Source organism: Agromyces sp. GQ35, assembly GCF_059758475.1.
Window position 1 is genome coordinate 1 of sequence record NZ_JCAXEO010000003.1, and the last position, 20,350, is coordinate 20,350.

At 70.1% G+C, this 20,350-nt stretch carries 22 protein-coding genes and 1 riboswitch; of the genes, 14 read left to right on the forward strand and 8 right to left on the reverse strand.

Annotated features, from left to right (window positions below):
* Nucleotides 1-165 precede the first annotated feature (165 nt).
* From AC6CH0_RS15065 to pnuC, 3 genes are read left to right on the forward strand one after another with little or no spacing between them, the layout of a single operon-like run.
* Nucleotides 166-2,058 carry a thioredoxin domain-containing protein gene (locus AC6CH0_RS15065; protein ID WP_498102295.1) on the forward strand — a complete coding sequence of 631 codons (1,893 nt, stop codon included), beginning with the start codon at nucleotides 166-168 and terminating at the stop codon, nucleotides 2,056-2,058.
* Between the two features lie 56 nt (nucleotides 2,059-2,114).
* Nucleotides 2,115-2,531, forward strand: coding sequence for a DUF3054 domain-containing protein (locus AC6CH0_RS15070; RefSeq protein ID WP_498102297.1), 417 nt, complete (start codon nucleotides 2,115-2,117; stop codon nucleotides 2,529-2,531).
* Nucleotides 2,528-3,211, forward strand: a complete 684-nt coding sequence (gene pnuC, locus AC6CH0_RS15075) for a nicotinamide riboside transporter PnuC (RefSeq protein ID WP_498102299.1) — start codon at nucleotides 2,528-2,530, stop codon at nucleotides 3,209-3,211. The genes AC6CH0_RS15070 and pnuC overlap by 4 nt, the downstream gene beginning before the upstream one ends.
* Here pnuC and AC6CH0_RS15080 read toward each other — a convergent pair.
* Nucleotides 3,162-3,494 (reverse strand): hypothetical protein, encoded by a 333-nt coding sequence (locus AC6CH0_RS15080; protein ID WP_498102301.1) that lies wholly within the window; start codon nucleotides 3,492-3,494, stop codon nucleotides 3,162-3,164. The two genes, pnuC and AC6CH0_RS15080, sit on opposite strands and share 50 nt — an antisense overlap.
* A 245-nt stretch (nucleotides 3,495-3,739) precedes the next feature.
* Here AC6CH0_RS15080 and AC6CH0_RS15085 point away from each other — a divergent pair, with 245 nt between their 5' ends.
* Complete coding sequence (locus tag AC6CH0_RS15085) at nucleotides 3,740-5,311, forward strand: DUF7059 domain-containing protein (protein ID WP_498103278.1); 1,572 nt, start codon at nucleotides 3,740-3,742, stop codon at nucleotides 5,309-5,311.
* 54 nt (nucleotides 5,312-5,365) lie between these two features.
* Here the strand turns inward: AC6CH0_RS15085 and AC6CH0_RS15090 are convergent, their stop codons facing one another.
* The gene (locus tag AC6CH0_RS15090) at nucleotides 5,366-5,797 is read right to left on the reverse strand and encodes a DUF1761 domain-containing protein (protein ID WP_498102303.1); all 432 of its coding nucleotides are present in this window, start codon (nucleotides 5,795-5,797) and stop codon (nucleotides 5,366-5,368) included.
* Nucleotides 5,798-5,958: 161 nt separating this feature from the next.
* Here AC6CH0_RS15090 and AC6CH0_RS15095 point away from each other — a divergent pair, with 161 nt between their 5' ends.
* Both AC6CH0_RS15095 and AC6CH0_RS15100 read left to right on the forward strand, forming a co-directional pair.
* Nucleotides 5,959-6,891 carry a DnaJ domain-containing protein gene (locus AC6CH0_RS15095; protein ID WP_498102305.1) on the forward strand — a complete coding sequence of 311 codons (933 nt, stop codon included), beginning with the start codon at nucleotides 5,959-5,961 and terminating at the stop codon, nucleotides 6,889-6,891.
* Nucleotides 6,892-6,918: 27 nt separating this feature from the next.
* Nucleotides 6,919-8,193: a M18 family aminopeptidase gene (locus tag AC6CH0_RS15100; protein ID WP_498102307.1), complete on the forward strand. Its 1,275-nt coding sequence runs from the start codon at nucleotides 6,919-6,921 to the stop codon at nucleotides 8,191-8,193.
* 52 nt (nucleotides 8,194-8,245) lie between these two features.
* Here the strand turns inward: AC6CH0_RS15100 and AC6CH0_RS15105 are convergent, their stop codons facing one another.
* The gene (locus AC6CH0_RS15105; protein ID WP_498102309.1) at nucleotides 8,246-9,910 is read right to left on the reverse strand and encodes a cation:proton antiporter; all 1,665 of its coding nucleotides are present in this window, start codon (nucleotides 9,908-9,910) and stop codon (nucleotides 8,246-8,248) included.
* A 124-nt stretch (nucleotides 9,911-10,034) separates the two neighbouring features.
* On the opposite strand from AC6CH0_RS15105, the gene AC6CH0_RS15110 reads away from it, so the two are divergent.
* The gene (locus AC6CH0_RS15110) at nucleotides 10,035-10,562 is read left to right on the forward strand and encodes a rhodanese-like domain-containing protein (protein WP_498102311.1); all 528 of its coding nucleotides are present in this window, start codon (nucleotides 10,035-10,037) and stop codon (nucleotides 10,560-10,562) included.
* 80 nt (nucleotides 10,563-10,642) lie between these two features.
* Here the strand turns inward: AC6CH0_RS15110 and AC6CH0_RS15115 are convergent, their stop codons facing one another.
* Nucleotides 10,643-10,837, reverse strand: a complete 195-nt coding sequence (locus tag AC6CH0_RS15115) for a hypothetical protein (protein WP_498102313.1) — start codon at nucleotides 10,835-10,837, stop codon at nucleotides 10,643-10,645.
* Between the two features lie 122 nt (nucleotides 10,838-10,959).
* Nucleotides 10,960-12,345 carry an L-serine ammonia-lyase gene (locus AC6CH0_RS15120; RefSeq protein ID WP_498102315.1) on the reverse strand — a complete coding sequence of 462 codons (1,386 nt, stop codon included), beginning with the start codon at nucleotides 12,343-12,345 and terminating at the stop codon, nucleotides 10,960-10,962.
* A gap of 192 nt (nucleotides 12,346-12,537) precedes the next feature.
* Here AC6CH0_RS15120 and AC6CH0_RS15125 point away from each other — a divergent pair, with 192 nt between their 5' ends.
* A complete protein-coding gene (locus tag AC6CH0_RS15125; RefSeq protein WP_498102317.1) occupies nucleotides 12,538-13,608 on the forward strand; it encodes a GNAT family N-acetyltransferase in 1,071 nt (356 codons plus the stop codon).
* 18 nt (nucleotides 13,609-13,626) lie between these two features.
* Here AC6CH0_RS15125 and AC6CH0_RS15130 read toward each other — a convergent pair whose 3' ends face one another.
* The gene (locus tag AC6CH0_RS15130; protein WP_498102319.1) at nucleotides 13,627-14,082 is read right to left on the reverse strand and encodes a GNAT family N-acetyltransferase; all 456 of its coding nucleotides are present in this window, start codon (nucleotides 14,080-14,082) and stop codon (nucleotides 13,627-13,629) included.
* A 124-nt stretch (nucleotides 14,083-14,206) separates the two neighbouring features.
* Between AC6CH0_RS15130 and AC6CH0_RS15135 the strand changes: the two genes are divergently transcribed.
* Genes AC6CH0_RS15135 through AC6CH0_RS15150 form a run of 4 tightly spaced genes read left to right on the forward strand, consistent with a single transcriptional unit; the run spans nucleotide 14,207 to nucleotide 16,710 of the window.
* Nucleotides 14,207-14,443, forward strand: coding sequence for a helix-turn-helix domain-containing protein (locus tag AC6CH0_RS15135; RefSeq protein ID WP_498102321.1), 237 nt, complete (start codon nucleotides 14,207-14,209; stop codon nucleotides 14,441-14,443).
* Complete coding sequence (locus AC6CH0_RS15140) at nucleotides 14,436-14,924, forward strand: Clp protease N-terminal domain-containing protein (RefSeq protein ID WP_498102323.1); 489 nt, start codon at nucleotides 14,436-14,438, stop codon at nucleotides 14,922-14,924. The genes AC6CH0_RS15135 and AC6CH0_RS15140 overlap by 8 nt, the downstream gene beginning before the upstream one ends.
* Nucleotides 14,925-14,953: 29 nt before the next feature.
* A complete protein-coding gene (locus AC6CH0_RS15145) occupies nucleotides 14,954-15,868 on the forward strand; it encodes an ABC transporter ATP-binding protein (RefSeq protein ID WP_498102325.1) in 915 nt (304 codons plus the stop codon).
* Complete coding sequence (locus tag AC6CH0_RS15150) at nucleotides 15,865-16,710, forward strand: ABC transporter permease (protein WP_498102327.1); 846 nt, start codon at nucleotides 15,865-15,867, stop codon at nucleotides 16,708-16,710. The genes AC6CH0_RS15145 and AC6CH0_RS15150 overlap by 4 nt, the downstream gene beginning before the upstream one ends.
* Nucleotides 16,711-16,725: 15 nt before the next feature.
* Here the strand turns inward: AC6CH0_RS15150 and AC6CH0_RS15155 are convergent, their stop codons facing one another.
* Both AC6CH0_RS15155 and AC6CH0_RS15160 read right to left on the reverse strand, forming a co-directional pair.
* Nucleotides 16,726-17,337, reverse strand: a complete 612-nt coding sequence (locus AC6CH0_RS15155; RefSeq protein ID WP_498102329.1) for a CoA-binding protein — start codon at nucleotides 17,335-17,337, stop codon at nucleotides 16,726-16,728.
* Nucleotides 17,334-18,629, reverse strand: a complete 1,296-nt coding sequence (locus AC6CH0_RS15160; protein WP_498102331.1) for an O-acetylhomoserine aminocarboxypropyltransferase/cysteine synthase family protein — start codon at nucleotides 18,627-18,629, stop codon at nucleotides 17,334-17,336. The genes AC6CH0_RS15155 and AC6CH0_RS15160 overlap by 4 nt, the downstream gene beginning before the upstream one ends.
* Nucleotides 18,630-18,742: 113 nt before the next feature.
* Here AC6CH0_RS15160 and AC6CH0_RS15165 point away from each other — a divergent pair, with 113 nt between their 5' ends.
* Both AC6CH0_RS15165 and AC6CH0_RS15170 read left to right on the forward strand, forming a co-directional pair.
* Nucleotides 18,743-19,045 (forward strand): antibiotic biosynthesis monooxygenase family protein, encoded by a 303-nt coding sequence (locus tag AC6CH0_RS15165; protein WP_498102333.1) that lies wholly within the window; start codon nucleotides 18,743-18,745, stop codon nucleotides 19,043-19,045.
* Nucleotides 19,046-19,055: 10 nt separating this feature from the next.
* Nucleotides 19,056-20,216 carry an FAD-dependent oxidoreductase gene (locus AC6CH0_RS15170; protein WP_498102335.1) on the forward strand — a complete coding sequence of 387 codons (1,161 nt, stop codon included), beginning with the start codon at nucleotides 19,056-19,058 and terminating at the stop codon, nucleotides 20,214-20,216.
* A gap of 57 nt (nucleotides 20,217-20,273) precedes the next feature.
* A riboswitch (guanidine-III (ykkC-III) riboswitch) is annotated at nucleotides 20,274-20,339 on the forward strand.
* Nucleotides 20,340-20,350 lie beyond the last annotated feature (11 nt).

Genomic DNA, 20,350 nt, shown 5'->3' on the forward strand with positions numbered 1-20,350 from the left:
TCATTTCGAGAAGAGCCGCCCAAGGTTGGGCGGCTCTTCTCAGTTAACGTGCTCGTGCACGTTCTCAGTGTGGAATCACATGAGCCGTCCCGGTGGGGCGGCTCTTCGTCGTTTCCGGCGCGAATCCACGGCCCCGGGCTCGACGCCCCGAACTAGTCTGGGGAAATGGGCAGCCGTCTCAGCGAGGCCATGAGCCCGTACCTGCGCGCCCACGCGGAGAATCCAGTGGACTGGTACCCGTGGGGCGAGGAGGCGTTCGACGCAGCTCGTGAGCGTGATGTTCCGATGTTCATCTCCATCGGGTACGCGACGTGTCATTGGTGCCACGTCATGGCTCGTGAGAGCTTCAGCGATGCAGCGATCGCGCAGGTCCTGAACGAGGGCTTCGTCGCCGTGAAGGTCGACCGCGAGGAGCATCCCGCCGTCGATGCGAGCTTCCTGGCCGCGGCGTCCGCGTTCACTCGGCACCTGGGCTGGCCGCTCACAGTGTTCGCCACTCCCGAGGGACGAACGTTCTACGCCGGCACCTACTTCCCGCCGCGTCCGGTGACGGGCGTGCCATCGTTCGGGCAGGTGCTGGCAGCGGTCAGCGAGGCGTGGCACGAGCGCCGCGAGGAACTCACGGGTGCCGCCGATGCCGTCGCCGACGCACTGGCTGCGGCATCTGCCGCGCAGACCGCAGGCGTGCTGCCCGGCTGGGAGCCACTGCAGGCCGCGGCCACCGCGCTCTTGGACCAAGAGGACCCGGTGCACGGTGGCTTCGGCGGTGCTCCGAAGTTTCCGGTGGCGCCCGTGCTCGGATTCCTGGTCGTCTCGGGGGAGCCGGGGCGGTCGCGCGCTGCACGGTCGGTGCGGCTCATGGGTGCGTCGCCGCTTCGGGACCCCGTCGAGGGCGGCTTCTTCCGGTACGCGACCCGAGCGGACTGGAGCGAACCGCACTACGAGCGGATGCTGACCGACAACGCGCTGCTGCTGGGCGTCGCCACGGAGCTCGCCCGATCGGACCCCGGCGATGTCGCCGCCGTGCTGGTCGCCGACGGCATTGCGCGGTTCCTCATCGAGCGCCTGCAATTGCCCGACGGCGGCTTCGCCAGCGCGCAGGACTCCGAGAGCATGGTCGACGGAGTGCGCGACGAGGGCGGCTACTACCGACGCGATGCCGCCGGGCGTTCGGCACTCGAGCCGCCGAACCTCGACGAGAAGGTGCTGACGGGGTGGAACGGCCTCGCGATCGGCGCGTTGGCCGGGCAAGGCTTCGCTTGTGGCGAGGAGACCGAGGTCGAGGCCGCCCGGCGCGCAGCCGAGTTCCTGCTCGCCCGGCATATGCGAGACGACGGGTCACTGGTGCGGGCCTCGCGGGACGGCACGGCCTCCACGGCGGTCGCCACGCTCGAGGACGCCGGGATGTTCGCCGGCGGGCTGGTGGCGCTCGCGCTGGCGACCGGCGAGTCGAGGTACGCGATCGCCGCGCGCTCGATCATCGATTCGGTGATGGCGGCGTCGAATGATGCGTCGGAGCCGTTCGCGGCGCCGGGCGGCGGGGACCCGGTGCTCCGCGTTCGCGGGCTCCAGCTGCCCGACGACCCCGCCGAGGGCGCCGTTCCTGCCGGCGCGACGGCGTGCGCCGATGCCGCGTGGCGGTTGTACCTGCTCGGCGCCGGCGATCGATATCGGGCGGCCGCCGAACGAGCGATGGCGTCGGTCGCGGGGCTCGCCCTGTCTCGACCGCTCGCGTTCGGCGGGGCACTCCAACTCATGGCCCGCATGGCGGCACCCGCCGTGCAGCTCGTCACCGTCGTCCCGGCCGGGCATCCTGGCGGCATCGCGAGAAGCGACGCCGAGCGCGAGCTCGTCGCGATCACGCGAACGCACGAGACATCCGTCACCGCGCTGGTCGACGACCGTCAGTCGAGAGCCTTCGCCGAGGCAGGCTTCGGGCTGTTCGATGGCCGCGGTTCCAGCGACGGCGTCGCGGTCGCCTACCGCTGCGAGGCCTTCGTATGCGCACTGCCAGTCAGCGACGCGTCAGAACTCGTCGCGCTCGGCGCACGGAGGTGACGCCGCCGGATCGCGACCCGGTCTGCAGGGTGCCGCGTGCATCCTACGATGAGACTATGACTGGGCGAGGACGGCGCGCATTGGGCGGCGTCGTGATGGCCGCGCTCATCGACGCCCTGCTCGTGACGGTCTTCGTCGTGATCGGCCGACGCAGTCACGCAGAAGGGCTCGATCTCGCCGGCATCGCCGGGACCGCGTGGCCGTTTCTCGTCGCACTCGTGGCAGGCTGGCTGCTCGCCGTCGCATGGCGTCGGCCGTTCGCGCTCTGGCCGACCGGCGTCGTCGTGTGGGGCGTGACGGTGACCGGAGGAATGCTGCTCCGGCTCCTGAGCGGACAGGGCACCCAGCTCGCATTCGTCATCGTCGCGACGGTGACGCTCGCGGCGTTCCTCATCGGGTGGCGCCTCGTCGCACTGCTCGTGACGCGTCGGTCGCGTGGGCGGACCGCCGAACGGAGCGAGAGCGCGTCGTGAACCCCATCGAGTGGCTGTTCGACGCCCAGCTCGTGATCGGCGACCAGGTGATCCTCTGGCGAGAGATCCTCGGAAACCTGTTCGGGCTTGCGAGCGCCCTCGGCGGTCTTCGCCGCAAGATCTGGGCCTGGCCGGTGGGCATCGTCGGCAACGCACTGCTGTTCACAGTCTTCCTCGGCGCTGTGTTCGACACTCCGAACCCGGTGAACCTCCTCGGGCAGGCCGGTCGGCAGCTCATGTTCATCGCCGTCTCGATCTACGGCTGGGTGCGCTGGTCGCAGCACCGCCAAGCGAACTCCATCGCGGTCGAGCCGCGGTGGGCGAGTGCACGCGCGCGAATCCTGCTGGGCGTCGCGCTCGTCGGCGGCACGCTCGTGCTGACGCCCGTCTTCCGTGCGCTCGGATCGTTCGAGCCGGTCTGGGCCGATGCGTGGATCTTCATGGGCTCGCTGCTCGCCACGTGGGGCATGGCGAAGGGCTGGACCGAGTTCTGGTTGATCTGGGTCGCCGTGGACATCGTCGGCGTGCCGCTGCTCATCAGTGCCGGCTACTACGCATCGGCACTGCTCTACGTCTTCTACGGCGCCTTCACGATCTTCGGCTTCATCACCTGGATGCGGGTGCAGCGGCTCACCAGCGAGACGGCACCCGGTCGAGTACCAACCACACCGCCGAACTGAGTTCGGGATGATCGAGCGCGATCTCGCGCAGCAGCTCGAACTCGAACTTCGCCGCTTCACCCTCACGCGCAGCCGGGTGGTAGGCGCGTGCCCGCACGGTGCGCCACTGCTCGGAGTGCAGGCGCTCTTCGCGGAGCGTCGCGACGACCTGCTCGTCGACCGACGGAAGGTCGGGCAGGAAGACCCAGGGGTCTTCGCCCAGACGGCACCGCAGCTCGATGAGTGCCGAGAGTTCGTCGCGCGCGTCTTGGCGCAGACGCTCGAGCGTCGTCGACTCTGCCATGCGCCCTCCCTCGCCTCATCCGATCGTAATCAACGCTAAACGCACCGTGTGACGCGCGGGTTACATGGCGCGATTCGACATGTACTCCAGATGACGAGTCGATGACGGTCGAGCGGCGAACTCGCCGCACCTCGTAGTCCGGCCCGGTCGCGATGCTCCCCGCCGGCGTGCGCTTGAATGGTCGGATGAGCACCGAACCTGCGCCGACGCCCCACCACGCGGTCTCCGCGATCGTCGACGGGCGCATGGGGGAACTCCTCGGTCGCCTCCGCGCCGACCTCATCGCCGCAACATTCACCGTCGCGGCCGTCGACGGCCTCTGGGGGCCGGTACCGGCAGCGGCGCTCCACCGCGGTGAGCGCGTGCCCGCGCGTCGTGCGCTCGACGTGCAGCGAGCAGGGCAGGGCGTGCCCGCCGCTCGGGCCACCCTCGCGGAGCTCTTCCTGCTCGGCGACCGCGTGCCGCGGACCGAGCTCGCGCGAGCGCTGCCGACCCTCGGCGTCGACGGTGCGATCGAACTGGGACTCGCGGAGGTCGACGATGACGGGACATCCGTTCTCGCCCAGCTCGACCTGCGCCCGTACGCGTTCAGCGACATCCACGGCAGCGGCGAGTGGTGGATCCTCTCCGATCTCGGCGAACTCACGCTCGGGCATGCACTCGGTGAGCAGCACGTGCTCGGCGTCGGCGGCGCGTCGATGACGCTCTCCGGACTCATGCTGCCGACGCCCGCGACGAGCGTGCTCGATCTCGGCACCGGGTGCGGCATCCAGGCGATGCACGCGTCTCGGTTCGCTCGGCGCATCGTTGCGACGGACATCTCCGAACGGGCCCTCATGATCGCCGGCATGAACGTCGCGCTGAACGGCATCGAGGGCGTCGAGCTGCGGCTCGGCAGCCTGTTCGAGCCGGTCGCGGGGGAGCGATTCGACCGCATCGTCTCGAATCCGCCGTTCGTCATCACGCCGCGCTCAGAGGGGGTGCCGGAGTACGACTATCGCGATGGCGGCATGGTGGGCGACGCGCTCGTCGAGGCGGTCATCGACGGCGTTCACGATCACCTGGAGCCCGGCGGCATCGCGCAGCTGCTCGGCAACTGGGAGTACCGGAACGGCGAACGAGGCGGCGCGCTCGAACGGGTCGGTCGCTGGGCGGGAACGCTCGATCACTGGGTGATCGAGCGCGAGGTGCAGCACGTCACCGAGTACGCCGAGACGTGGATCCGAGATGGCGGCACGAAGCCAGGCACCGCGGAGTTCGATCGGCTCTACGGGGCGTGGCTCGACGACTTCACCGCACGCGGCGTCGAGCGGGTGGGATTCGGGTATGTCCTGCTTCGTCGAAGCGACGACGCAACACCCACGAACCCGAGCGACGGCACCTCGGGCGTGCCGAACGGCCGGCTCGCACGCCTCGAGACGCTCCATGGTTCGCTCGGGTCGAACGCGGCGGGCCTCGGGGCCCACCTCTCCGAATGCCTCGTGGCGCACGACCGGCAGGCGGGCCTCGACGATGCCGCGCTCGCACGCACGCGGCTCGTGACCGCCGGCGACGTCACAGAGGAGCGGCACTACTGGCCCGGCGATGACGACCCGACGGCGATGCTGTTGCGCCAAGGCGGCGGTTTCGGCCGGGTGATCAGCCTCGACACCGGCCTCGCCGCGCTCGTCGGTGCGTGCGACGGCGAGCTCGCGGTCGGTGCGATCATCGCGGCGCTCGCGCAGCTTCTCGAGGTCGACGAATCGGCGCTCGCGAGCGAGCTGCTCGCGGCGGTGCGGACGCTCATCGACGACGGCATGCTGCGCTTCGCCGAGTGAGCTGCGCCGCAGCCTGACTCGACGAGCGCTACGGCTCGAACGGTGACGGGCAGCTCAGACGGTGCCCGCAGGCGGCCATACCCCGATGATGAGTGCCATGACGAGCACGGTGACCAGTTCGTGCGCGATGTTCAGGATGGTCAATCCCGGCGGCCGGCCCTCGAACGCGTCGTGGGTGATGAAGCGGGCCGCGGTGAAGCCCGCCCACAGCATGAGGCCCGTCGTGATGGCCATCAGCAGGTAATTGCCGCCGAGCGCCGTCCACGCGACCTGGGTCGCGATCGCGAGCACCCACGCGGAGATGAAACTCACGACGAGCGTGGTGATGATCGGTCCGACCGCGCTGCCGCGGTCACCGGAGACGTCGACCTTCGCCATGCGCATCCAGTAGTTGCCGAAGACCTTCGGCGTGTACCAGATCGTGCCCACGAGCATGGTCGAGAGCGTGGCGATGATCACGGCCCAGTAGTTGACCTCGACGAGCATCTCAGACTCCTTCGCGATTCGTCCGGACAGTCCACATAGTCTTGACCTCGACGAGCATCTCGGCCTCCTCTGCGGCCCGCGCGGGCCCTTGTGGTCGGCAGTCTAGACCCGCGCACAGCTGCGTCGCGGTATTCTCGTGGTCGCACATCGAAAGCGAGCCCATGCCCGACAGTCCGCTCTCCGCCTCCCCGTACGAGGTGCTCGGCGTCGCCGCCGACGCCGACGAGACGACGCTGCGGCTCGCCTACCGTCGGGCGCTGCGAGTGGCCCACCCCGACACCGGCGGTGACGTGGTGCGATTCCATGCCGTGCAGCTCGCGTGGGAACTCGTCGGCACACCCGACGCACGGGCGCTCTTCGACCGTGGGGCTCGCAACGGGGCACCGGCCCCGACACGGGAGGCGTGGGCCCCTGCTGCGCCGAAGGCGCGCCGCGACTCCCGTCCGTTGGCCCGCGCCTACGGCCATCCCGGCGGACTCTCGCGCGAGCGCTACCTCGAGCTGATCCGGGAGTGGGTCGGGCGCGGCGCCGAACTCGGCGATCCCTACGATCCCGCCCTCGTGCGCAGCGCTCCTCGCGACATCCGTCATGTGCTCGCCGACGCCCTCGCTGAGGAGGCGAGCGCGCGGGCCCTCTCGACGCTCGGCATCGCGTACACGGTGTGGCACGATCTCGCCACGGATGCCGCGGGCCGCGGCCTGCCGCCGAAGCTCGACCACCTCGTGCTCGGCCCGAGCGGGCTCTTCGCCATCCAATCCGAGGACTGGGGCGGCTCGGTGGCGATGAAACGGGGCGAGCTCGTCGGAGAGGCGCTGGCCGGCGAACGACCGGTTCGTGCGCTCGCGGCGCGGGCGAAGGCGATCGGACGCGCTGCTCGGGTCAAGCCGACCGCCCTCCTCGTCGTGGTGCCCGACGAGCATGCCGCAGAGCCGCTCGAGCTCGGCGGTACCAATCGCGGGGCCGTCGTCGCGCTCGTGCAGCGCTCACGCCTGGCAAGCGTGGTGCGCGAAGGGCTGCCGGGCTCGGCGCAGCTCGGCGGCACCGAGGTCATGGAGGTGCGCTCGCGCCTTCAGGCGGTGGTCCAGTTCGCCTAGCGCCTCATGGCGGTGTTGGATGGGAAGATGCCCGCATCGCGCACCGACGCCTACATCGCCGACTTCGCCGACTTCGTCCAGGCCGCCCCATCGTCGTATCACGCCGCCGCCGAGGTTGCCCGACGACTCGAGAGCGCCGGATTCGACCGACTCGACGAGCGTGACGAGTGGCCGGCGGGCGGCGGGCGGCACGTGGTCGTTCGCGATGGCGCGGTCATCGCGTGGGTGGTTCCGGACGCCGCGGGGCCGACGACGCCGTATCGCATTCTCGGCGCGCACACCGACTCGCCGTCGTTCAAGCTGAAGCCGCGGCCGACGTCGACGTCCGAGGGTGTGCTGCAGGCGGGCGTCGAGGTGTACGGCGGGCCCCTGCTGAACTCGTGGCTCGACCGCGAGCTCGAGCTCGCCGGCCGCATCGTCACCGACGACGGGGTGCAGCACCTCGTGCGTTCGGGACCGATGCTGCGCATCCCGCAACTGGCGATCCATCTCGATCGCGAGGTGAACAAGGGGCTCACGCTCGACAAGCAGCGCCATCTGCAACCCGTCTGGGGTGTCGGCGCCGAGGGAGACATCCTCGGCCTGCTCGCGGCCTCCGCCGGTGTGGCGGCCGACCGCGTCGCCGGTCACGACGTGCTCGTCGCCGATACGCAGGCTCCTGCACGGTTCGGCCTCGACGATGCCCTGTTCGCCTCGGGTCGCATGGACAACCTGAGCTCGGTCTACGCCGGGCTGGCTGCGTTGCTCGACGCGCCGAGCGATGCCGGACACGTCAGCGTGCTTGCGGCGTTCGACCATGAGGAGCTCGGCTCCGAGTCACGGTCGGGCGCGAGCGGCCCGTTCCTCGACGACGTGCTGGTGCGCATCAGCGCGAGCCTCGGCGGCGGTGACGTCGAGCGCCGGCGCGCGTTCGCGGCATCCTGGATCGTCTCGTCGGACGCCGGCCACGCCGTGCACCCCAACTATCCCGACCGGCACGACCCCGCGAATCGGCCGGCACTGGGCGGCGGCCCGCTGCTGAAGCTCAACGCGAATCAGCGCTACGCGAGCGACGCGGCCGGATCGGCGCTCTGGGCCGGGCTCTGCCGGGCGGCCGGCGTCGCGACCCAGCCGTTCGTGTCGAACAACTCGATGCCGTGCGGCTCGACCATCGGCCCGCTCTCGGCGACCCGTCTCGGCATTCGCACGGTCGACGTCGGCGTGCCGCTGCTCTCGATGCACTCGGCTCGTGAGCTGGCCCACGTCGACGATCTCGCGGCACTCGGCGCGGGCATCACGGCGTTCTTCGCCGCTGCAGAGTAGCGCGTCCGCCCACCCGCACGCACGTGCTCGCACACGCGCGTGGAGGTTCTGCTCAGGGCATCTCGCCGCGGGCATCGGCGCGCACGGCTGCGCGTGAGTCGAGCGCGAGCTCTTCGGCATCGAGGGCGAAGAAGAGCTCACGCATGACCTCCTCGTTGAGGTGGCCGGCGTCGCGTTCCTCGAGCACGACGGTGCGCCGCGCCGCGATCCAGTGGCGCGACAGCTCTGCGAACTCCGCGTGCGAACCGGCGGGCGGCGCCTCGGCGTCGCTCTCGAGCTGTCGGGTCTTCGCGGCATCCACGCTGATGCGCTTCTCGAACCGATCGATCACCTCGTCGGCGAGCTCGGCTCCGAATCGCTCACGCCACTCCTCACGGCGGCTCTCGACGTAGGCGAGTCCGGCCATGTTGCTCCGCCGGAGCACCGCCTGGATCTCCGTGCGATCCTGCTCGCGTTCGTCGTCGGCGACGACCCCGAGCCGGCGGATCAGCACCGGGAGCGTGGTCGACTGCAGCAGGAGCGTGCCGACGGTGACGACGAAGGCGATGAGGAAGACCGTGCTCGCCGCGGTCGGATCGCCCGCCATCGTCGGGATCGCGGTCGCCGTGGCGAGGGTGACGACACCGCGCATGCCCGCCCACGAGATGACGGCGAGCTCCTTCGGCGCGAGCTTCGGTTCCACGTGGTAGCGGCGCCCCCGCCGCGCCCAGATGGGGCCGAGCCAGTCACCGAGGCGTCGTGACACGGCGTAGCCGCCGAAGACCCAGACGATGCGCACGACGATGACGGTCGCGAGCACCACCCCGGCGATCGCGAGATTGGCTCCGAGACCGAGCGGGCTGGCCAGCACGTCGCGTATCGCCGGGCTCAACTGCAGCCCGATCAGCGCGAAGACGAGCCCCTCGAGCAGCACGTCGATCGACTGCCACATCGGACGTTCCTGCTGCCTGGTCGCATAACTCGTCTTCGGCGCGTTGTAGCCGATCAGGATGCCGGCGGCGACGACCGCGAGCACGCCGGACCCGCCGAGTCGCTCGGCGATCGCGTACGCCGCGAACGGCACGAGCAGGCTGATGGTGCCGAGCACGACGGGATCGTCGAGCCGGGTGCGCAGCAGCGTCACGAGCCACCCGATGACGAGGCCGAGCCCGGTGCCGACGACGACGGCGATCAGGAACGAGCCGATGCCGTCGAGCCAGGTCACGGTCGCGCCCGCGACGATCGCGGCGAAGGTCCGGAACAGGGTGATCGACGTCGCGTCGTTCACGAGACTCTCGCCCGAGATGACCGTCATGACGCGGCGAGGAAGTCCGAGCTTCCGGCCGACGGCCGCAGCGGAGACGGCATCGGAGGGCGCCACGATGGCGCCGATCAGGAGCGCGAGGGGCAGACCGAGCGAGGGGGCGATGAGCCACACCACGAGCCCGACCGCTGCGGCCGTCGCGATCGGCAGGAAGATGCCGAGCCGCCGGATCTGGCGGATGCTGCGCCGGAAGTTCAGGTAGGTGACGTCGAGCGCGGCGGAGTACAGGAGCGGCGGCAGCACGAGGGTGAGCACGAGCTCGCCGTCGACCTCGATCGCGGGAATCACCGGCACGACCGAGACGACGAACGCGACCCCCATGACGAGCAGCGGCGCGGGCCAGCCGCGCCACCTGGCGAACGCGGTGACCGCGAGCGAGCCGCCGAGCAACAGGAAGACCTCGCCGATGTGCATGGATTCAGGGTAGGCGGCGAAGCATCGTCGGGAAACGGCGGCGCCGGAGATCATGGCGGAATGTCGCGCCAGGACGGCGTGATTTCACCGGCTCCGAACGCTTCGTCGCTGACAGGGTGAAGGCATGACCGAGACGATCTCCATTCCGACGCCCGCGTTGGCGACGCCCGCACTGTTCGAGCACGTCGCAGACCCGGCCGCTGCGGTCGCCCATTTCCGCGGCCGCCTCGGGTTCGAGTCCGACGTGTCGGATGTCGCCGCCGCGCTCGCCGAACCGGAGCGGGGCTTCGTGCTCGTCGACACCCGGAATGACGCCTCGTGGGCGCAGGGACATGTGCCGGGTGCCGTGCACCTGCCCGGGCGCCGCATCTCGGCTGAGGCGGCCGACCGGATTCCGGCAGGCACGCCCGTCGTCGTCTACTGCTGGGGCCCCGGATGCAACGGCGCGACCCGTGCAGCTCTCGAGTTCGCCCTGCTCGGCTACCCCGTCAAAGAGATGCTCGGCGGCTTCGAGTACTGGGTGCGCGAGGGCTTCGCGTACGACACCGCCGACGGGCCCGCCCAGCTCGCACCCGACGCCCTCACGAACGTCGCCGAGTCGGGGCTCGGCGGACACGCCGTCTCGAACGGCGCCATCAGCTGCGCCTGCTGAGGCAGGGGCACCGCGCTCGGGTGGGTGCCGGCCGGGACACCGGCATCCGCCCGGGCGGCCGGCGGTGGCCTCGCGCTGCGTCAGCGAAGCGGGCCGCGACGCCCTTCGAGCCAGATCGTGTGCTCTCGGAGACCGTTGCGCACCGCGGCCTTGATGATGAGGTAGCCGATCCAGAGCATGAGCCCCAGCACGGCGAGGTAGACCAGGAGGCCGATGACGAGCCCGATGAGGCCGACGCCCCAGAGCTGGTCGATGGCGGGTTCGGGAGTGTCCATCTGCACAGGATGGCACTCCGGCGGCGCCGGCGCGAGGGTCCAGTGCGGGGGACACCCGGGCTCAGGCGCTGTCGGTCGCTGCCATGGGCTGCTCCGAACGGGTGCTCAGCTCGACCGGGTGCTCAGCACTCGACGACGTTGACCGCGAGACCGCCCTCGCTCGTCTCCTTGTACTTCGTCATCATGTCGAGGCCGGTCTGCCGCATCGTCTCGATCACGGTGTCGAGCGAGACGAGGTGGGTGCCGTCGCCGTGCAGTGCGAGCCGGGCGGCGGACACCGCGGTCGACGACGCGATCGCGTTGCGCTCGATGCACGGCACCTGCACGAGGCCGGCGACGGGGTCGCAGGTGAGGCCGAGGTGGTGCTCCATGGCGATCTCGGCGGCGTTCTCGATCTGACGCGGCGTGCCGCCGAGCACGGCGCAGAGCGCACCCGCCGCCATCGCGCAGGCGGAGCCGACCTCGGCCTGGCAACCGCCCTCGGCGCCCGAGATCGAGGCGTTCTTCTTCACGAGGGAGGCGATCGCCGCGGCGGTCAGCAGGTAGCGGCGGATGCCGGCGGCATCCGCACCGGGCACGAACCGCAGGTAGTAGTGGCCGACCGCCGGAATGATGCCGGCCGCGCCGTTCGTGGGCGCCGTGACGACCCGCCCGCCCGAAGCGTTCTCCTCATTGACGGCGAGGGCGAATGCGTGGAGCCACTCGGTCGAAGTGTCGCGGTGCTGCGCGTTGTGCTCATCGTCCCGGTCGTATTCCTCGAGGCGACGGCGAACCTGCGGCGCCCGGCGCTTGACGCCGAGGCCGCCGGGCAGCGTGCCCTCGGTCTCGAGTCCGTGCGCGACGCAGTCGGCCATCGCCGTCCAGATGGCGTCGAGGCCGGCATCGATGGCCTGCTCGCCGTGCACGGCGATCTCATTGTGTCGGGCCACGTCGCAGAACGAGACCCCGTGCTCTTCGCAGATCGCGAGCAACTCGTCGGCGCTCGAGTAGGGCAGCGGATGCCGCAGCGCCTCGGCCTCGGAAGCGGCCTCGCCCTCACGGCGGATGAAACCGCCTCCGACGGAGTAGTAGGTCTCCTCGGCGAGCGGCAGTGGGCCGTCGCCCCAGGCCTGCAGCGTCATCGCGTTGGGGTGGCCCGGGAGGCGGGTTCGGGGTTCCAGCGAGACGTCGCTGCGGAGCATCCGCACCGGCCGGACGCCGGCGACGCGTACCTCGGCACCGTCGTCGCCGAGGCGCGACCAGGCGCCGCGCACGTCGTCGGGATCGCACTGCTGCGGCTCGAGGCCGGCGAGGCCCGCAACGACCGCGTCAGGAGTGCCGTGACCGAGGCCGGTGGCGCCGAGCGACCCGTAGAGCGAGCAGGTGATGCGCCGCACCTGCTCGAGCACACCGTCGTCGACGAGTCGTTCGGCGAACACACGTGCTGCCCGCATCGGGCCGACGGTGTGCGAACTCGAGGGGCCGATACCGATCGAAAAGAGATCGAGGGCGGAGACGAACGCTGTCACCCCTCAAGGCTACGCCGAGCGTCGCGCAGCGTTGCGGCGCTCGGTCGCAGAATCGTGCGCGTGCGAGGCTGTCGACGCGCGTTCGGCGCACGATCGGCGGTTCTCGCGCAGACGCGACTGAACCGGGTACCGCCGCCGCGAGCGGGGCGTCGGCGCTGCGGTCCCCGGGTCGCCATAGGCTTGATGTTGATCATGCAGAACCTCGACACCCCCTTCACGATTCGTCCGATCCGCGAGGAGGAGGCCGCCCTCGAACCCCAGCTCATCGAGCAGGCGTTCGCGTCGGGTCCGTACGGGCACCTGCCCGTGAGCGCCGAACGGCGTGCCTTCGAGCGGGACGTGCGCGGCCGCGCGGCATCCGGAACCGTGCTCGTCGCCGTGCGCGACGACGAGCTGCTCGGCACGTCGAGCGTGCTCCGCGCCGGAACGCCGTACGCGAGGGTGGCGTCGGCGGGCGAGGCAGAAGTGCGCCTCGTCGCGGTGGCGCCGACGGCGCAAGGCATCGGTGTCGGCGAAGCCCTCATGCGGGCGAGCCTCGAGGTGGCGCTCGGCTGGGGCGCCGACGCGCTGGTGCTCGACACCGGCGATCGCAACGTTCGGGCGCAGGCGCTGTACGCCCGTCTCGGCTTCGCACGACTGCCCGGGCGCGACGAGCGATTCGGCGAGGTGATCGCCTGCGCCTATCGCTTCACACTGCAGCAGCGCGGCGATGTGCGCGTGCGCCTCATGCGCACCGGCGAGACCGATGCCGTCGCCGGCCTCGTCGAGGCGGCGTACGCGAGCGATTTCGAGTTGAGCGACGCCTACCGAGCCGACATCGTCGCGGTCGCCGAGCGAGCACGCGACCATCAGGTCTGGGTGGCGACGGATGTCTCGAGCGGTGCGCTGCTCGGCACGGCATCGACGCCCGCGGCGGGAGCCGCGATCTCGCCGCTCGCGCGTTCCGGGGAGCTCGACTTCCGGTTCCTCGGGGTTGCCGCCGCCGCGCGGCGTCGCGGCATCGGCGAGCTGCTGGTCGAGCACGTGCTCGGGCTCGCCCGCATCCGAGGGCTCGACCGGGTGGTGCTGAACACCGGCCCTGACATGGTCGCGGCGCAGCGACTCTACGAGCGCTTGGGGTTCGAGCGCCTCAACGAGCGGGAATTCACGTTCGTGCGGCCCGACGGCACCGGTTTCCTGATGCTCGCCTACGGGCGGGACTCCGGCGAGGCCGGTGTCGACGGCGCTGTCGACGCCGGTCGTCGCGAGTCCGGCGCGGCGTGAGCGGAATCGGCGGCGACGTCAGGGCGTGACGATGGGCGCCATGCGCGCCATCCACTGCTCGGGCTGATCGAGCGGGCGGAAGCCGAAGCGCCCGTACAGCCCGTGCGCATCGGCGGTGGTGAGGCCGATGCGCCGCAGGCCGAGCGGCTCGAGCGACGCCATGACCTGTTCGATGAGCGCGACGCCGATGCCGCGACCACGTGCCTCCGTGCCGACGAACACGTCGCACAGCCAGGCGAAGGTGACGCCGTCGGTGATGACCCGCGCGTAGGCGAGCTGCGCGCCGCTGGCCCGGTCGTAGATGCCGTAGTTGCGCGAGGCGGCGACCGCCGCGTCGTGCGCCGCACGCGATCGGCCGAGCGCCCAATACGACTCGTCGGCGAGCCAGCCGTGCACCCGATCGAGGTCGAGGCGGGCGGGGTCGTCGGAGAACTCGAGATCGGGGGAGAGCTCGGGGTCGGCGGTGTCGGACATCCTTCGATGCAATCGCAGCGGGGTGCAGGAGGCAACGGCCAGTTCGAGACCGGTGGCCTTTGCGCGACCCGGCGATAAGCAACCGCAGTTGACAAACAGCAACCTAGCAACCTAGGTTGCTTACATGACCCCTCACCTGCCGGAACCGATCGGAGCCGAGGCCGACGACCTCGCCGCGGTCGTCGCACTGCGCGACCTCGCCGACCGACTCGAAGACGCCGCCGTCGAACGTGCCATGCGCGCCGGCTGGAGCTGGAGCCAGGTCGCCGAAGCACTCGGCGTGACTCGGCAGGCCGTGCACAAGAAGCATCATCGCCGACTCGAGACCGCCGGCATCGAACTGAGGAGACGCAATGTCTGAGCACCTGCATGAAGATCTCGGGGTGGGACTGAAGGCCGTCATCGTGCGTTCCATCGACGAAGCCGCACGTCGCGGCGCGGCCAAGGTGGAGCCGGAGCACCTCCTGCTTTCGATCGCGGCGAGCAGGGATGTCTCGGCGATCGCGCTCGCCGACGCCGGACTCGACTACGCCGGGGTCGAGGCGGCGCTCCGCGGCGAACGCGAACACGCGCTCCGAGCTGCAGGCATCGAGCCCGTCGCCGAGGAGCGGTTGCAGGCCACCGGGAACTCACGCCCAAGCTGGGGCTCGTCGATTCGCGAGGCGCTGAAGCGGGGCAACTTCACGGCCCGCCGCGACCGGAGCCGCGCCGATCGCGAGCGCCTCGCCGTCGCTGACGCGCTCATCGGCGTCTTGCGCGCCGACCTCGGCACCGTGCCGCGCGCGCTCGCGTACGCGGGAGTCGACCGCGCAGCGCTCATCACCCGACTCGAACAGCTCTGAGCACGGAACGCCGACGGGAGGGACAGGACATGACGATGGCCGGCAACATCTCGATCGAGGTCGAAGGGCTTCGAATGCGCTACGGCACGAATGACGTGCTGCACGACGTGTCGTTCCAGGTGCCGCGTGGAGAGGTGCTCGCCCTCCTCGGCCCGAACGGGGCCGGCAAGACTTCGACGATCGAGATACTCGAGGGCTTCCGCATGCGGTCGGCCGGCCGGGTGGAGGTGCTGGGGGTCGACCCGGCGCGAGGCGGCGAGCACTGGCGAGCCCGCATCGGAGTCGTGCTGCAATCGTGGCGCGACCATGCGAAATGGCGAGTCCGTGAGCTCCTCGCGTTTCAAGGATCGCTGTACGCGCCGTATTCGACAGCGCAGATTCGCCGCCCATGGGACGTCGACGAGTTGCTGGCGGCGGTCGGATTGACCGAGCACGCCGAGAAGCCGATCAAGCTGCTCTCCGGCGGGCAGCGGCGTCGCCTCGATGTGGCGATCGGGCTCGTGGGTCGACCTGAGTTGGTCTTCCTCGATGAACCGACGACGGGGCTCGATCCGAAGGCGCGACGCGACTTCCACGGCCTCGTACGACGAATCCGCGATCAACTCGACGTGACCGTGCTGATCACCACGCACGACCTCGACGAAGCGGCGAAGCTCGCCGACCGGATCATCATCCTGACCGGCGGACGCATCGTCGCGAACGGCACCGCCGAGGAACTCTCGCGGCAGATCGTGGGACATGACGAAGTGCGCTGGGTTCATGAAGGAGCGCGCTTCGAGCGGTCCGTTCCAGACTCGACGGCGTTCGCTCGCGAACTGTTCGCTCTCCACGGGCACGAGATCAGCGAGTTCGAGTTGCGCCGCGCATCGCTGGAGGACACGTACCTGACGCTCGTCAGAAACGCGGAGATCTCCGAGGCCGAGCTTGCCGAGGAATCCCGATGACCGCGACGACCACCGCTCTTCGCCCCGGCATCCGGCGCGGTCTCATCGAACTCCGGCAGGCGTTCACCGGAATGGAACTGGTGGCACAGCTGCTCTGGCCCGTGGCCACGCTCGTGGCCGTCTTCTTCCTCCGGGACGTGCCGATCGGAGCGACCGGCTACTCGCTCGGCACGATCATCCTGCCGGGCGCGCTCGGCATGTTCATCTCGTTCGGACTCCTCCTCGTCGTGCAGCAACTCGCGGCCGATCGCGAAGACGGCACACTCCTGCGCGCCAAGGCGACCCCGAACGGGATCCGCACGTACCTCATCGGCAAGATCGTGCAGATCTCGGCGACGATCCTCGCGTATCTCGCCATCCTCCTGATCCCGGGGCTCGTTCTGGTCGACGGCCTCGAGATCTCAGACCCGATGTCGTGGATCACGTTCACCTGGGTGCTGCTGCTGGGACTTGTTGCGACGCAGACCATCGGCGCGATGCTCGGCTCCATGATCGCCACCCCGCGCGGCGCGGGCTACCTCTCGCTTCCGGTGCTCGGACTGATCGCGATCTCGGGCATCTTCGCTCCGATCACCGGTCTGCCCGAATGGGCGCAGTGGATCGCCCAGATCTTCCCGATCTACTGGCTCGGGCTCGGCATGCGCGCGTCGCTCCTTCCGGATGATGCGGTCGTCGTCGAGATCGGCGAATCGTGGCGGCTGCTCGAGACCGCCGCGGTGCTCGGCGCGTGGGCGATCGCGGGACTCGTCTTCGCCCCGATCGTGCTGCGACGGATGGCGCGACGGGAGTCGGGTTCGAGCGTCGCTCAGCGTCGCGAGCGAGCGCTGCAACGGGTCGGGTAGTGCCCGCGGGGGCGCTCAGCGCACCGTCTTGCGCGACGTGATCTGCCCCGTGTCGAAGCCGAGCAGGTGCAATCCGCCGTGGAATCGCGCGTGCTCGACCTTGATGCAGCGGTCCATGACGACCGTGAGGCCCTTCGCCTCGCCGTCGTATGCGGCCTCCTGGTTCCAGATGCCGAGCTGCACCCAGATCGTCTTCGCGCCGGATGCCACGACCTCGTCGACGACCTGCGGGATGTCGGAGCCGCGGCGGAACACCACGACGATGTCGGGCACTTCGGGCAGCTCGCTGAGACTCGCGTAGGCCGGCTGGCCGAGGATCTCGGTCGCCATGGGGTTCACGAAGTACAGCCGGTAGTCGCTCGACTGCTGCAGGTACGTGCCGACGAAGAAGCTCGAGCGCTGGGGCTTCGGCGACGCGCCGACGATCGCGACGGACTTCGCTGCGTTGAGGATGCGGAGTCGCTGCTTCGCGTCGGGTCCGGTCCAGGTGCGCTGGGACTTCAGGAGCTTCGCGAGCGGCGAGTTCGCGGGCAGCTCGCAGGAGAGGCCGTTGACGAGGCGCACGGTCTCCGTGGCCTCTTCGATGCTTGCGGCTTCCGTTCCGTCCTGAGCCTCAAGAAGGGTCATCGTGTTGCTCCCGTCGCGGTCGTGAGTGCCTGGTCGAGGTCGTCGATGATGTCCTCCACATCTTCGATGCCCACCGACAGTCGCACAACCCCGGGCAGCACGCCGGCATCGATGAGCTGCTGCTCGGTCAGCTGCGCGTGGGTCGTCGAAGCGGGGTGGATGATGAGCGTCTTGGCATCGCCGATGTTCGCGAGGTGGCTCGCCAGGTTGACGTTCTCGATGAGGGCCTGGCCGACGGCGCGACCGCCCTTGACCTCGAAGCTGAACACCGAGCCGGGCCCTGTCGGCAGGTACTTGCGCGCCCGGTCGTGGTGCGGGTGGTTCGGCAGGCCCGCCCACCACACGTGCTCGATGCGGGGATCGGCGTCGAGCCATTCGGCGACGGCGCGCGCGTTGTCGATGTGCGCCTGGATGCGGTACGGCAGGGTCTCGACGCCCTGGGCGAGCAGGAACGCCGAGTGCGGGGCGAGCGCCGGACCGATGTCGCGCAGCTGTTCGGCGCGGAGCCGTGTGAGGAAGGCGTATTCGCCGAAGTTGCCTGACCACTGCAGGCCGCCGTAGCTCGGCACGGGCTGGCCGAAGAGCGGGAATTTCTCCGAGTGCCAGTCGAATCGGCCCGACTCGACGACGACGCCGCCGAGCGTGGTGCCGTGGCCGCCGAGGAACTTCGTCGCCGAATGCGTGACGATGTCGGCGCCCCACTCGATCGGCCGGTTGAGGTACGGCGTCGCGATGGTCGAGTCGACGATGAAGGGGATGCCGTGCGCGTGCGCGACATCGGCGAGCGCCTCGAGGTCGGCGATCTCGCCCGACGGGTTCGCGATCGTCTCGACGAACAGCGCCTTGGTGCGCTCGGTGATCGCCGCGGCGTAGTCGGCTGCGTCGGCGGACTGCACGAAGGTGGTCTCGATGCCGAAGCGGCGAAGCGTGACATCGAGCTGGGTGATCGAGCCTCCGTAGAGGTTGGCCGAGGCGACGATGTGGTCGCCCGTGCCGGCGAGGCTCGCGAAGGTGATGTACTGCGCCGAGAGTCCCGACGCCGTCGCGACGGCGCCGAGGCCGCCCTCGAGGCTCGCGACGCGCTCCTCGAAGCTCGCGACGGTGGGGTTCGCGAGCCGCGAGTAGATGTTGCCGTACTTCTGCAGGGCGAATCGTGCGGCCGCGTCGGCGGTGTCGTCGAAGACGTAGGCGCTCGTCTGGTAGATCGGCAGCGCTCGGGCGCCCGTCACCTGGTCGGGGATGTTGCCCGCGTGGATGGCGCGGGTCTTGAAGCCGTATTCGCGGTCTGCCATGCGGCAACGCTACTGCCGTCCGGGGAGGTGGTCGCTCCGCCGCGTAACGCGGGGCAACGGATGCCGCGCGCTCGACACGCATCCGAGAGATCCGCGACGGATACGCTGGGGCGGTGATCCTCGAACATGCCGTCCTGCCCGTGAAGCCCGGCCGCGAGGCCGACTTCGAGATCGCGTTCGCCGAGGCGAAGGCCATCATCGCGGCCATGCCCGGGTTCGTCGATCTGCGACTCTCGCGATCGATCGAGACACCGAACGAATACCTGCTGCTCGTGCACTGGGAGAGCGTCGCGGCGCACGCCGTCGGATTCCGCGGTTCGCCCGGGTACGGCCGCTGGCGCGAGTTGCTCCACGACTTCTACGAGCCGTTCCCGGTCGTCGAGCACTTCGCCGAGGTGCTCTCGGTCCAGCCCTAGGCTGAACGGCATGGTCACGCGGGTCGAGACGATCGTGGTGGGCGGCGGTGCCATGGGTGCGGCGACCGCATGGCAGCTGGCCCGGCGCGGTCGCGAGGTCGTCGTGCTCGAACGCTGGGAGCCCGGCCATCGCATGGGCGCGTCGCACGGCGCTTCACGCAACTTCAACGTCGCGTACTCCGACCTGACATACGTGCGGATGCTCGTCGAGGCGCTGCCGCTCTGGCGCGAGCTCGAGGCCGAGAGTGGCACGGCCCTCCTCGATCTCGTCGGAGTGGCGAACCACGGACCACGCGGTGCCTTCGACGACGTGCAGGCGGCGCTCGCCGGGGTGGGCATTCCAGCCGAGTTCCTGAGCATCGTCGAGGCGGGTGAGCGCTGGCCGGGCGTCCGCTTCGACACCCGGGTGCTGTTCAACGAGCGGGCCGGACGGGTGAACGCGGATGCCACGGTGCAGGCGCTGCACGATACCGCCGCCGCTGCCGGAGCCGACATGCGTCACGGCACCCGGGCCATGCGCATCGATGTGGTCGACGACGGACTGGTGCGCGTCGCATCCGTCACCGATTCCGGCGTCGCCGAGGTGTTCGAGGCGCGCACCGCCGTGGTCACGCTCGGCGCCTGGACCATGAAGCTGCTCACCGGTGTTCGGCTGCCCCGGCTCATCGTCACGCAGGAGCAGCCCGCCCACTTCGCCGTGCGCGACGACAGGGTCGCGTGGCCGAGCTTCAACCACTTCCCGGGCGGAGACGGCTACGACTATTGGCGATCGCCGGTCTACGGCATGCTCACGCCCGGTGAGGGCGTGAAGGCCGGCTGGCACGGAGTCGGGCCCGTCGTCGACCCCGATGCACGCGACTTCGCGCCGGTGCCCGAGCAACTCGCCGCGCTGCAGCGGTACGCCCGCGAATGGCTGCCCGGCGTCGACGCCGACCTCGCGACCCCGATCAGCTGCACGTACACGACGACGCCCGACGAGCACTTCGTGCTCGACCGCATCGGCCCGGTCGTCGTCGGCGCCGGGTTCTCGGGACACGGCTTCAAGTTCGTGCCGGTCGTGGGGCGCATCCTCGCCGATCTCACCGACGGCTCCGGCCCGGCGCCCGCGCTCTTCGCGGCCGGCCGCGGGGTCAGCGGGCAGGCGGCGTCGCCGACGGGTCTCCGCGGCTGAGCTTGCGCGGTGCCGTCGCTGCACAGGCCCTGCCCAGTGCGCGTTGCTACGATCGAGATCAGGCCACCATGACGGGGCCCCGGACGAGGGATCAGTACCCGGAACGCGACAAGACTGGCCACTGGGAGTGAACA